Here is an 11,912-nt window from a genome sequence, read left to right as displayed (position 1 = left end):
CGGCCTGAGAAACGGCCGTCCGCGGGACGTCCACGCAGTCCGCCGGTACTGAAGGAGGCACGTGAACATGACCAGGACGACCGGTGTCGTCGTCGTAGGACTCGGTGCCACGGGCATCGCCATCGCCGAGTCGCTGGTGAGCCGGCGCGACTGCGCGCTGCTGGGCGCGCTCGACATCGGGGCGGACAAGGCCGGCGTACCCCTCGCCGACTTCGTCGCCGGTGCGCCGCGCGTCCCCGTGGTCGCTTCCGTCGGGGAACTGCCGCCCGCCGACGTGGCGGTGGTCGCCACGTCGTCCTGGGTCGACGCGATCGAACCGACCGTCGTCGCCCTGGTCGAGCGCGGTACGAACGTCGTGTCGATCTGCGAGGAGCTGCGGGACCCGACCCGCAGCCACGCCCAGGCCGTGGCCCGCCTGGACCGGCTCGCGCGCGACCACGGTGTCTCCGTACTCGGCACCGGCTGCAACCCGGGGATGCTGATGGACACGCTGCCCCTGGTGCTGAGCGGCCTCACACTCGGCGTGGAGCGGGTGTCCGTGCGGCGCACGGCGGACATGAGCCGCTACGGGGCGATCCTGGGGAAGTTCGGCCTCGGCCTCACGCCCGCAGCGTTCGACGCCGAGCGCGCGGCGGGTCGCGTCATGGGGCACGTCGGCTTCGCGCAGAGCATCGGCGCCCTGGCCCGGGGACTGGAGTGGGACCTCGACGCGATCGAGGTCGACGCGGTCGAGCGGGGCCTGATCGCGGCCACGGAACGCAAGGGGCAGCACACCGTCATCGCCGCGGGAACCGTGACGAGCGTCCTGCACCGCGCCCGAGGACTGCTGAACGGGAAGCCGGTCGTCGAACTGGCCACGCGCTTCGGCATCTTCGACCCCGAGGACCCGGTCGAACGCGGCGACGCACTCGTCCTCGTCGGCCGTGAGCAGACCATCGAGGTCGCGGTGCCCGGCGGGTTCGAGAGCTTCCTGTCGACCGTGGCCATGGCGTCGAACGCGGTGACCGCCGTCGTCGCGGCGGCGCCGGGATTCCGCACCGTCGAGGACCTGCCGGTCGGCGCACTGGCCAGCAAGGGTGCGCGGGCCACGCACTGAGGCTCCGGCACGAACCCGCCCGGTGGCACCGGGCACCCGAAGGAAGGAAGAAACGTCAGATGAGCCTGGAGTCATCGCGCATCGCCTTCGAGCGCGCCCGGCGCAGCGTGGGAGCGGGGGTGGGCTCCGGCCTGCGCGCGGCGATGCGGCCGCATCCGCTCTTCGTCAGCGAGGCCCGCGGAGCCCATGTCTGGGACCTCGACGGCGACCGCTACATCGACTACGTCATGGCCTGGGGACCGCTCGTCCTCGGGCACGGCGACCCCCGCATCACGGACGCCGTCGTCGACGTGGCCGGTCGGATGCAGGTCGTCGGCACCAGCCATGTCCTCGAGTACACGGCGGCCGAGGCCGTGCTGGAAGCGGTGCCGCACGGCGAACGCCTGCTGTGGAGCAACACCGGGACCGAGGCGGTCCAGGTCGCGCTGCGGCTGGCACGGGCGGCCACCGGGCGCCGACGGGTCGTCAAGTTCGCCAAGAGCTATCACGGCTGGCAGGACGCGGTGCACGCCGGCCTGGACGACGGCGCCTGGGACGAGCCCGCGGCCCCGGGCGGCCGGGGCCAGAGCCCGAGCGTGCTCGACGACCTCGTCGTGGCGCGGTTCAACGACACGGAGATGATCGAGCGCATTCTCGCCGAGGCCGTGGAACGGGACATCGCCGCGGTCATCGTCGACCCGATCATGAGCAACGCCGGTGTCGAACCCCCGGCACCGGAGTTTCTGCGGGCCTTGCGCGCCCGCTGCGACCGGCACGGCGTGGTGCTCGTCTTCGACGAGGTGATCGCCGGATTCCGGATCGCGCGCGGGGGCGCGGCCGAGCGCTTCGGGGTGCGCCCCGACCTGTCCGTCTTCGGCAAGGCCATGGCCGGCGGCTTCACCCAGAGCGCCGTCGTCGGCCGCGCGGACCTGATCGACCAGGTGACCGACGGTGTGGTCCACGCCGGTACGTTCAACGGCAATCCCGTGGCGCTGGCCGCCGTGCAGGCGACCATGGGCGTGCTCGCGGACCCGTCCGTCCACGAGAGCCTGGAGAGCGTCTCCGCTCGGTTCGAGCAGGTGATCGGGGGCCTGCTGGCCGCCGGGCCCCGCACGGCCCGCCTCCAACGCGTCGGCTCTCTGCTCCAGTTCGTCCCGGACGGCGAGGCCACAAACCTGCACGGGACCGGCGGCCTGTGGTCGCAGATCCTGGGCGGGATGCTTGCGAACGGGGTGCTGTTCATGCCCTCCGGCAAGATCTTCCTCAGCACCGCGCACGGTCAGGCGGACATCGACGCGACGGCCGACGCCCTCGACAAGGTCCTGCGAGAGCTGCCGTAACCACGGGCCGTCACCGCAGGACCTTCCGCCGCAGGCCAGCCGTCCGCGGCCCCGATCCGAACACCCCTTGTGCATCAGCCCCTTGGAGAACGTGTGCCTATCGACCTGACCCCCGAGAAGGACGTCGCGGAACTCGTGCACCGCACGGCCCGGTTCATATCCGACGTCGTCGTGCCCGTGGAAGAGGAACACCGCGGCGTCGTCCACACGGACGAGGTGCGGACCCGGTTGCAGTCCGCGGCCAAGGAAGCGGGCGTCTTCGCCCCGCACGTGGCACCCGAGTACGGCGGCCACGGCCTGGACATGCGCGGGCGCGCGCCGGTCTTCGAGGAGGCCGGGTACTCGCTGCTCGGACCGCTGGCCCTGAACATCGCCGCGCCCGACGAGGGCAACATGCACATGCTGGAGGCCATCGCGACACCGGAGCAGCGGGAACGCTACCTGCGCCCGCTCGCCACCGGCGCGGTGCGCTCGTGCTTCGCCATGACGGAGCCCGCGCCGGGGGCGGGCTCCGACCCCAGCGCGCTGACCACCCGGGCCGTACGGGTCCCGGGCGGCTGGCGGATCGACGGCCACAAGTGGTTCATCACCGGGGCCGACGGCGCGGGTTTCGCGATCGTGATGGCGCGCACCGGCGGAGAGCCGGGGGACCGGGGCGGCGCCACCATGTTCCTGGTCGACGCCGACAACCCGGGCATGAAGACGGTCCGGCACATCGAGACCCTCGACGAGAGCCTGTTCGGCGGCCACATCGAGCTGCTCTTCGACGCCTGCCTCGTGTCCGACGACGCGGTGCTCGGCGCCGTGGACGAGGGCTTCGCCTACGCCCAGGTCCGGCTCGGTCCGGCCCGGATGACGCACTGCATGCGTTGGCTCGGCATCGCCCGGCGCGCGCAGGAGATCGCCGTGGCGCGCGCCGCGGAGCGCCGGCTGTTCGGTTCACGCCTCGCCGATCTCGGCATGATCCAGCAGATGATCGCGGACAACGAGATCGACATCGCCGCCTCGCGCGGGCTGATCACGCAGGCGTGCTGGGAGCTCGACCAGGGCCGCTCGGCGGCGCAGTCCACCGCGATCGCCAAGACCTTCTGCGCCGAGGCCATTCACCGCGTCGTGGACCGCTCGCTGCAGATCTGCGGTTCTCTCGGCGTCTCCGGGGACGCGCTGCTCGGACGGTTCCTGCGCGAGGTCCGCCCGTTCCGGATCTACGACGGCCCGTCGGAGACGCACCGCTGGGCCATCGCCCGCCGCACCGTGAAGCGGCACGAACAGGCGGCCGGTCGATGAGCACCGTCGAGGGACTGGACCTGGGCGCGCTCAAGCGCTTCTTCGCGGAGAGCGTCCCGGGCTTCCGCGGCGAGCTCCACGCGGAGCTCGTCCAGGGCGGCCGGTCCAATCTCACCTATCGGCTGACGGACGGCCGGAGCGGCTGGGTGCTGCGCCGCCCGCCGCTCGGCGGACTGACACCCTCGGCACACGACATGGCCCGGGAGTACCGGGTGATCTCGGCACTTGCCGACAGCGGTGTCCCGGTGGCGCGTGCTGTGGCCTTCGGTGACGCCGAGGTGCTGGGCGTGCCGTTCGCGCTGGTCGAGTACGTCGACGGACTCGTCATCCGCACCGAGGCCGACCTGGAACCGTGGCCCGACCGGACGGTCACCGACTGCGCGTACGCCCTGGTGGACGTCCTCGCGCGGCTGCACGCCGTCGAGCCCGCTGCCGTCGGCCTCGACGGCTTCGGACGGGCCGAGGGCTACCTCGCCCGCCAGGTCGCCCGCTGGTACGACCAGTGGCAGCGGGTCCGCACCCGCGAACTGCCCGACGTCGAGGCCCTGCACGTGCGCCTCGCACGGGCCTGCCCGCCGGAGAGCGGCGCCTCGGTCGTGCACGGTGACTTCCGCGTCGACAACGCCATCCTCGACCGCACGAACCCGTCGCGGGTCCGCGCCCTCGTGGACTGGGAGATGGCCACACTCGGCGACCCGCTCGCCGACCTCGGCCTGCATCTGGTGTACGCCGACCCGGCCTTCGCACCGGTCCTCGGAGGCCGGGCCGCCTCGACCAGCCCCCGTCTGCCCGGCCCCGCCGACCTGGCCGAGCGTTACGCCGTCGCGAGCGGCCGCGGTCTGGAGAACCTCGGCTACTACATCGCCCTCGGCTACTTCAAGATCGCGGTGATCGCCGAGGGCATCCACGCCCGCCACCGCCAGGGTCTGACCCTCGGCTCCGGGTTCGAGACCGTGGGCGACGCGCCCGCTCCTCTCGCCGCGGCCGGACTGCACGCACTCAGGAGGTACCCGTGACCACCCCCGTCCTCGATCTGTTCCGCCTGGACGGCAAGGTGGCCGTCGTCACCGGCGCCAGCTCCGGGCTCGGCGCCGGCTTCGCCGTCGCACTGGCGCAGGCCGGTGCCGACGTCGTGCTCGCCGCGCGCCGCACCGAGAAGCTGGCGGCCGTAGCCGAACAGGTGCGGGCCACCGGACGGCGCGCGGTCACGGTCGCCACCGACGTCACCGACCCCGAGCAGTGCGAGGTGATGGTCGGGGCCGGCCTGGAGGAGTTCGGCCGGATCGACGTCCTGATCAACAACGCGGGCATCGGCACCGCCGTCCCCGCGCTGCGCGAACGCCCCGAGGAGTTCCGCCAGGTCATCGAGCTGAACCTCAACGGCGCCTACTGGGCGGCCCAGGCCTGCGCGAAGGTCATGGAACCGGGGTCCAGCATCGTCAACGTAGCCAGCACGCTGGGCTTCATCACGTCCTACGCGCCCCAGGCCGCGTACTCGGCCAGCAAGGCCGGACTGATGGGACTGACCCGGGACCTGTCCGGACAGTGGTCGGGCCGCCGGGGCATCCGGGTCAACGCCGTGGCGCCCGGCTACTTCGCCAGCGAGATGACCGCGGCCGTGCCCGAGGACGTGCTGAAGGAGTTCGTCGCGGCACGCAGCCCTCTCGGCCGGCTGGGCCTGCAGCACGAACTGGACGCGGCGATGCTCTTCCTGGCGTCCCCGGCCTCGTCCTACATCACCGGCAGCACTCTCGCCGTGGACGGCGGCATGTCCGGCCACTGAGCCGCCGTCCTCCACAACTCCGGTGCGCGGCAGCCTTCTTCAGGGCAGCCAGGCGGCACGATCACCCGGCCAGGCGCCCGCGCGCACGGTCCGGGTGATCAGCCGTTCCACCAGGAGTTCACACAGGGAGCGCCGCGCCGCCGAAGGCCTTGCGCAGACCGGCACACGCGTCCGTGACGGCGTCGGCGGCCTTGGTGAAGGTGCCGATCTCGGTGAAGAAGCCGTGGAACACCCCTGGGTAGCGGTGGTGCCGCACCGGGACGCCGTCCGCCTCCAACCGTCGCGCGTACGCCTCGGCGTCGTCGCGCAGGCAGTCCACCTCCGCGGTGATGACGTGGGCGGGGGCGAGCCCGGCCAGGGACGGCGCCTGCAGCGGCGTCAGGAGCGGGCTGGGCGGCACGCCTTCGTCGCCCACGTACTGGCGCAGGAACCATCGCGCGTCGGCGGTCCCCAGCAGGGGCGCGTCCGCGAACTCGGTCCAGGAGGGCCGGGTGAACGTGTCGTCCACGGCCGGGTAGACCAGCAACTGGAGCACGGGCTGCGGCAGTTCGCGACGCTGAAGGTCCAGGCAGAGGCTCGCCGCCAGACCTCCGCCGGCCGAATCACCGGCGACCGCGATGCGGTGGCTGTCGATGCCCAGTTCCGCCGCGTTCTCGACGAGCCAGCCGTGGGCGGTCCTCGTGTCGTCGACGGCTGCGGGGAACGGGTGTTCAGGGGCAAGGCGGTAGTCGACCGAGACCACGACACATCCGGCGCCGACGCTGAAGAGACGGCACACCTCGTCGACGCCGTCCAGGCTGCCGACCGTGAAGCCCCCGCCGTGGAGATAGAGCAGGCAGGGCAGGCCGGCGGGCTCCGGTCCGCTGTCGTGCGGCCGGTAGACGCGCACCGGCACGGAGTGACGCGCGCCGGCCGGGTCGGTCCAGGTGGCGGCGTCCTCCGTCACGGACGCGACCTGGGTGATGCGGGGCGGGGGCTGCGGTGCGGTGAACCTCCGTACTCCCTCGAGTCCGAGGGTGTGCAGGGGGCGCGGGAGCACTTCGGCCAGGAAGTCGGCTGCCTGGAGCGACTCGTGGTCGAGAAGCCCGCGCCAGCCGGGTGGCCTGGAATGATCGACAGAAGACATAGTCATAAGACTAAGTCAAATGAGCCACATCGGGGAGAGTCTAGGAGTCTCCGCTCCGCGAATTCACGACCACAACGCGGCGAGTGACGCGGAACCGGCCGTGAGCGAACGGAGCGCCGCTCAGGGCGGACGGACGCACTTCGGGGACCGTGGCGCCACGCCGTTCACGGTCCCCGAAGTGCCGAGCGGTGCCGGTCCGGCTAGGCCCGCGTCACCAGGGCCTTGAACGCCCCCGGATGACGGGCGTTCGACACGCCGGTCGCCAGGAGGATGAGGACCGGGAAGGCCGCGGCGAGGAGGTATCCCACGGTGTAGAGGTGCGGCTGCGGGACGCCGGGGACCTGGGGGAGGTATTCGAGGGACAGGACGGTCGTGATGACGGCGGCGCCCAGCGCGGATCCGATCATCATCACCGTGGCCGGGACACCGGCCGCCATCCCGGCCTGGTCCTCGCCCACCACCAGCTGCGGAATCGCGAACGAACCGCTGTAGCCCGCGCGGCTGCCGAGACCGACCAGCGCCGAGCCGACGAGGTACTGCCAGGTCTGCTCGTGGGCGAACGCGAGCCACACCAGGCCGAGGCCGCACAGGGCCGCGCCCGCGACGAGGATGACGCCGGGGCGGCCCTGCTGCACCATCCGCTCCGCGGCCTTGCCGCTGATGAACATGGTCAGCGCGAACGGAACCATGAGGAGGCTCGTCCCGAGCGCGTCGGTGCCGAGGCCGTATCCGACCTCGGCCGGCGTCTGGGTGTAGTAGGTGACCAGCAGTACGAAGGCCGCGTCGACGGCGCCGAACAGACAGGACGCGACGCACGCCGTCGTGGCGTACGGCTTCTTCAGCATCGCCAGGTCGAAGACCGGGGCGGCCGACCGGCGCTGCGCCGCCACCCAGGCCGCACCGGCGACGAGTCCGGCGGCGAGCAGCAGATAGCACACGTCACCCCAGGCGGTGATCTGCGCCATCGCGAGCAGGATCAGGGTCACCCAGGCGATCATCCAGGCGGTTCCCCCCACGCCGATGCGCGCCGACGAGGCGGGGTGCGAGTGCGGGACGACCGCCAGCAGGGCCACCGTGGTCACGGCGAACGCCGCCGCGAGGAGGTAGAAGAAGGCCGACAGCGACAGGTACTTCACGGCCAGGCCGCCGCCCACCATGCCGACCACGACCCCGGTACCGGTAGCCATGATCAGGACGCTGACCGCAGTGGCCACCGAGGAGCCGGTCAGATGGCGGCGCAGGAAGCCGAGCGGGAGCATCTGCGCCGCGCTGCCGAAGCCGAGCAGGGCCGAGCCGACGAGCAGCGCCGGGTAGGTGTCGGCGACGGCGGGGATCAGCGCGCCCGCCGTGAGCAGGACGCCGGACCACAGCAGCATCGTGCGGTCGTCGACGTTGTCCTGCAGGCGCGGAATGAGGACGAAGCCGGCGCCGCTCCCCAGGAGCATCGCCGTGAGGCCCCAGGTCACTGCCGACACGCTGACGCCGTAGTGGCTCTGCATCAGGGGCAGCAGAGGGCCCAGCATGAAGTTGACGGCTATGGTCACCGTGCACAGCAGCGCGGAGACGCCGATCAGCGCGCCGCGCCTGCTCGGAACCTGGGCCGCGACGCCCGGTCCTGGGCTGAGCACTGCCTCGTTCGCTCTTGCCATAGTGGTTCACTCCCATACAAGGGGGACGCCGTCGCCTCCGGTCGAGCCCGGTCGCGGCGACGGGTGGGATGGGTCTCAAGGTGTGGGGCGGGGCCTGGCCAGGGCTACGACAGCGCTGACCGAAATGCGGGTGGTGGCGGTGCACCGTGCACCATCTCGCCGCCGCCGTGCGTCAGTGCTTCGCGGGAGACCGTGTTTCGGCCAGGATCTTGCACTGTGCGGAGAACGCGAGTTCGGAGAGTCCCGCCCGTTCGGCGAGGTCGAGGTTCTCGACGGCCGCCGTGAGCAGCCGGCCGGGGTGGCCCGCGGCACGCACGGTGTCCAGTGCAGCCCGGGCACCCTCGGTGAAGGTCTTCAAGGTCGCCTGATCGGTCTCGTGGGCGTCGTGGGCGATCGCGGTCGCCGTCTCCGGCGTCACCGCCTCGAGCAGGCCGATCACCTGCGCCGCGGTCGCAGCCAGCGCCTGCGGGGACAGCCCCTGGCCGATCGCGTAGGTCGCCGCCTCGACATAGGCGCTCAGCGCCGGGATGAAGAAGGTGCCGACCATGCTGGCGTCGAGCACCGCGGACCCGCGCACGTCGTCGGAGACGTGCTGGGAGGCGCCGGCGAGGCTCAGGAAGACGTCCCGGTGCCGCTCCCAGAGCGCGGCCGGCCCGGAGAAGCCGATCATCGCGTCGGGGGAGCCGATGTGATCGGGGTAGCAGACGATGAATCCGTCGAGGTAGCCGACGCCGCGCTCGTGCGCCCAGCGCGCCAGCTCCTCGGCGTCGTCGGCCGATCCGCTGCCCAGGTTGACCCACGTGGTGCCGGCCCCCCAGTCGGTCACGGACCGCAGGACCGACCGGGCACTGTCGTAGGTGTCGGTGCAGGTGATGCAGAGGGTCGAGGCCGGCACCGCCTCGGCCGGGGAGTCCACAGGTGTGACACCCGCGTCGGCCAGCGCGAGGGCCCGCTGCGGCGTGCGGTTCCACGCCGCTACGGAATAGCCGCGTCCGGCCAGTGTTCTCGCGAGGGCCGATCCCATCAGCCCGCAGCCGATGACCAGGACGTCGTACCTCTTGGTGCTGCCCATGAATGCCCCTTCGACGATGGCCGGCCCGCTTGCTGCCGTGCGTAGACCCTGGCCGCCGGGGCAGTCGTTCGACCAGGGCACGTCGGTGCAGGATCGCGGGGTACTCGGTGTATCCCGCACCTTGCGACATACCGCGCGGTACGTGGCTCTGTGCCGGAGCCGGTTTCGCGCCTACGATCGCAGGGTGAAGACGTTGTGGCCGGATCCGTCCGAACGGGTGTGCGAGCTGATCCGGCGTGTCGCCGAAAGCCGGCTGCCGGTGCCGGAAGAGGTCGTCGACCAGATGTGGCGGGCCTCGCAACGCGAGGTGCGGCAGCGCGAGTACGTCGACGACCCCGTGCTGTCGGAGACGGACCGGCGCCTGTGCAAGGCCAACATGACGCACTGGCTCGTGTCCAACCTGCGGGAACCCGGCCGCAGGGTCACACCGGCCCGGGACAGCGAGACCCTGACCATCGCCCGGGACCTCGTGCTGCGCGGGATGAACACGGACGAGATCGGATCCTGGCGTGCCGCCCAGCGCGTCGGATGGGGGCTCTGGGTCGAGCAGTGCTTCGCCGCGACCACGGACCGCGACGAACTGCGCGAACTCATCGAGGTGTCCGCCAACTCGCTGACCACCTACATCGACGACTGCATCGCCGCGGTCGAGACCTACGTAGACGAGATCCGGGCCGAGATGGGCGTCGGCGCCCAGGCGCAGCGGCACACCACGGTCCAGTTGCTGCTCCAGGGCGCGCGGATCAGCCGCGGCCGCGCCGAGGAGCAGCTCGGCTATCCGCTGGCCGGGCACCACGTCGCGGCGATCCTGTGGGTCGATTCCCCCACGGACGTGCACGAGCTGGAGCGTGCCGCCGAGGGAGTCATGCGGACCTGCGGCGCGACCCGCCGGCTGACCTTGCCGCCCAGCACCTCCGCGCTGTGGCTGTGGGTTCCCGCGTACGAAGCGCCACCGACGGCCGCCCTGCTGCACGTCCTGGAGCGGACCCCCAGCGTGCGCGTCACGCTCGGCCGGCCCGGGGCCGACCTCCTCGGCTTCCGGCAGAGCCATCTGGACGCCGCCGCGGCACAGCGCCTTCTCGCCCGCATCGGATCGCCGCGACGCGTGGTCCGGTACGAGGACGTGCACCTCGTCGACCTGCTCACGGCCGACCTGACCCAGGCCGAGCAGTTCGTGACCGACGCCCTCGGCGATCTGGCCACGGCGGACCCGGTCCTGCAGCGCACGGTGCGCACCTACGTCGCCGAGGGATACAGCGTCTCGAGAACCGCCGACCGCCTCTTCGCTCACCGCAACACCATCGACCGGCGCCTCGCCAAGGCCCGCGCCATGCTGCCGAGTCCGCTCGACGACGATCCGACGAGCGTTTCAGCCGCGCTCATGCTGGTGGAACTGCGGCAGGACCAGGAGGCCGGCTGCTGACCACCCGCGCGGAGGGGGGGCAGGACGGGCGGTTCAGCAGAGTTCAGCGCACGCGGCCCCGCGGCTTCTCTTGAACTGGAGCTTCGCGTTCCTGCCGGTGCCGAACTTGAACGCGGGCAGGCCGAGTCGGGGCGCGTCGCGGTAGACCCAGGTGATGGACATGTTGAGGTACTCGGCCGTCTGCTTGGCGTCCATGAACTGACGGGGCGTCGAACCTCCAGGTGTGTCGGGCAGTCGAGTATCGCGATGAGCGGCATCTTGGAAGGGCTGCCGAAGGCTGGTAGGGATGCGTGGGCCGGCCCGCAGACGGTGTGCACCGCGAACTCTGTCACGCAGCGCTTGGGTGACCGCGTCGGCGCGAACGGTCGAAGATGATGCCGGCCACCGGCTACCACGTCGTCATCGCGAGCAACCGCACGCGCACCTTCGTCCACCAACGTCGTCCCTCCCGGACAGAGCGTCGACGCGGTGATCACAGGCCCCCCGTACAACAGCGGTGGGCGTACCAGTTCGGAGCGCACCGGACGTACGGCCCGCGCCAAGTACGTCACCGGCAATTCGGCCCACAACCTCGCCAACTTCCCCGGCGAGAACCGCGACCAGCGCTCCTACCGCTCCTGGCTGACCGAACTGCTCACCGAGGCGTACCGGGCCTCCGCCGAGCACGCGGTGGCCATGGTGTTCACCGACTGGCGCCAGGAACCGACAACGTCCGACGCCCTGCAGATGGCCGGCTGGACCTGGAGCGGCACCATCCCCTGGATCAAGCCCGCCAGCCGTCCCCGCAAGGGCGGACCGAAGCAGGACTCCGAGTTCATCGTCTGGGGCGTCAAGGGCACCCTCGACAACACCCGCGACCTCTACCTGCCCGGCCACTACATCGCCTCCCAGCCCCGCAAGGACCGGGTCCACATCACGCAGAGGCCCGTCGAGATCATGCAGCAGCTCGTGCAGATCTGCCCCGAGGACGGCACCGTCCTCGACCCGTTCGCCGGCAGCGGCTCCACGGGAGTCGCGGCCCTTCGCGAGGGACGTCGCTTCGTCGGCGTCGAGTTGTCCTCGCACTACGCCGACGTGGCCGAGCAGCGGCTCCGCGCCGAGCTGACCAAGGACGACTTCGACCTGGCCGGACCGGAGGCGTGATCACGAGAGCAGAG

The 11,912-nt window shown here is 71.6% G+C and carries 10 protein-coding genes and 1 pseudogene; 7 read left to right on the top strand and 4 right to left on the bottom strand.

Annotation, left to right across the window (positions count from 1 at the left end; all coding sequences use genetic code 11):
* The first annotated feature begins 67 nt into the window (after positions 1–67).
* From ACFW9D_RS35000 to ACFW9D_RS34980, 5 genes are all read left to right on the top strand, one after another.
* Complete coding sequence (locus ACFW9D_RS35000; protein ID WP_384628907.1) at positions 68–1,096, top strand: dihydrodipicolinate reductase; 1,029 nt, start codon at positions 68–70, stop codon at positions 1,094–1,096.
* Positions 1,097–1,155: 59 nt separating this feature from the next.
* A complete protein-coding gene (locus tag ACFW9D_RS34995; protein WP_384628905.1) occupies positions 1,156–2,415 on the top strand; it encodes an aspartate aminotransferase family protein in 1,260 nt (419 codons plus the stop codon).
* A 93-nt stretch (positions 2,416–2,508) separates the two neighbouring features.
* Entirely contained in the window at positions 2,509–3,702 is a 1,194-nt protein-coding gene (locus ACFW9D_RS34990) for an acyl-CoA dehydrogenase family protein (RefSeq protein WP_384628903.1), read from the top strand.
* Positions 3,699–4,718 (top strand): phosphotransferase family protein, encoded by a 1,020-nt coding sequence (locus ACFW9D_RS34985; RefSeq protein ID WP_384628901.1) that lies wholly within the window; start codon positions 3,699–3,701, stop codon positions 4,716–4,718. Before ACFW9D_RS34990 ends, ACFW9D_RS34985 begins: the two co-directional genes overlap by 4 nt.
* A complete protein-coding gene (locus ACFW9D_RS34980) occupies positions 4,715–5,485 on the top strand; it encodes an SDR family NAD(P)-dependent oxidoreductase (RefSeq protein ID WP_384628898.1) in 771 nt (256 codons plus the stop codon). The genes ACFW9D_RS34985 and ACFW9D_RS34980 overlap by 4 nt, the downstream gene beginning before the upstream one ends.
* Positions 5,486–5,603: 118 nt before the next feature.
* On the opposite strand, the gene ACFW9D_RS34975 is transcribed toward ACFW9D_RS34980, so the two are convergent.
* The 3 genes from ACFW9D_RS34975 to ACFW9D_RS34965 all read right to left on the bottom strand — a co-directional run bounded on the left by ACFW9D_RS34975 (position 5,604) and on the right by ACFW9D_RS34965 (position 9,332).
* Positions 5,604–6,611, bottom strand: a complete 1,008-nt coding sequence (locus ACFW9D_RS34975; protein ID WP_384628895.1) for an alpha/beta hydrolase — start codon at positions 6,609–6,611, stop codon at positions 5,604–5,606.
* A gap of 200 nt (positions 6,612–6,811) precedes the next feature.
* Positions 6,812–8,260 (bottom strand): MFS transporter, encoded by a 1,449-nt coding sequence (locus tag ACFW9D_RS34970; RefSeq protein WP_384628892.1) that lies wholly within the window; start codon positions 8,258–8,260, stop codon positions 6,812–6,814.
* A gap of 172 nt (positions 8,261–8,432) precedes the next feature.
* Positions 8,433–9,332 carry an NAD(P)-dependent oxidoreductase gene (locus tag ACFW9D_RS34965; protein ID WP_384628889.1) on the bottom strand — a complete coding sequence of 300 codons (900 nt, stop codon included), beginning with the start codon at positions 9,330–9,332 and terminating at the stop codon, positions 8,433–8,435.
* Between the two features lie 184 nt (positions 9,333–9,516).
* Here ACFW9D_RS34965 and ACFW9D_RS34960 point away from each other — a divergent pair, with 184 nt between their 5' ends.
* Positions 9,517–10,755, top strand: coding sequence for a PucR family transcriptional regulator (locus ACFW9D_RS34960; protein WP_384628887.1), 1,239 nt, complete (start codon positions 9,517–9,519; stop codon positions 10,753–10,755).
* A gap of 33 nt (positions 10,756–10,788) precedes the next feature.
* Here ACFW9D_RS34960 and ACFW9D_RS34955 read toward each other — a convergent pair whose 3' ends face one another.
* The gene (locus tag ACFW9D_RS34955; protein ID WP_384628884.1) at positions 10,789–10,950 is read right to left on the bottom strand and encodes a hypothetical protein; all 162 of its coding nucleotides are present in this window, start codon (positions 10,948–10,950) and stop codon (positions 10,789–10,791) included.
* Between the two features lie 252 nt (positions 10,951–11,202).
* Here ACFW9D_RS34955 and ACFW9D_RS34950 point away from each other — a divergent pair.
* Positions 11,203–11,898, top strand: a pseudogene (locus tag ACFW9D_RS34950) (DNA-methyltransferase); the annotation flags it as partial.
* Positions 11,899–11,912 lie beyond the last annotated feature (14 nt).

Origin of the sequence: Streptomyces sp. NPDC059524 (genome assembly GCF_042749255.1) — a bacterium.
In the GTDB taxonomy this organism is placed as follows: Bacteria; Actinomycetota; Actinomycetes; order Streptomycetales; family Streptomycetaceae; genus Streptomyces; species Streptomyces xanthii.
This window is presented reverse-complemented; position numbering and strand designations above follow the sequence as displayed.

Coding starts and splice junctions, on each gene's coding strand:
- ACFW9D_RS35000 (WP_384628907.1), top strand. CDS start 68: ATGACCAGGACGACCGGTGTCGTCGTCGTAGGACTCGGTGCCACGGGC.
- ACFW9D_RS34995 (WP_384628905.1), top strand. CDS start 1,156: ATGAGCCTGGAGTCATCGCGCATCGCCTTCGAGCGCGCCCGGCGCAGC.
- ACFW9D_RS34985 (WP_384628901.1), top strand. CDS start 3,699: ATGAGCACCGTCGAGGGACTGGACCTGGGCGCGCTCAAGCGCTTCTTC.
- ACFW9D_RS34975 (WP_384628895.1), bottom strand. CDS start 6,611: ATGTCTTCTGTCGATCATTCCAGGCCACCCGGCTGGCGCGGGCTTCTC.
- ACFW9D_RS34970 (WP_384628892.1), bottom strand. CDS start 8,260: ATGGCAAGAGCGAACGAGGCAGTGCTCAGCCCAGGACCGGGCGTCGCG.
- ACFW9D_RS34965 (WP_384628889.1), bottom strand. CDS start 9,332: ATGGGCAGCACCAAGAGGTACGACGTCCTGGTCATCGGCTGCGGGCTG.
- ACFW9D_RS34955 (WP_384628884.1), bottom strand. CDS start 10,950: ATGGACGCCAAGCAGACGGCCGAGTACCTCAACATGTCCATCACCTGG.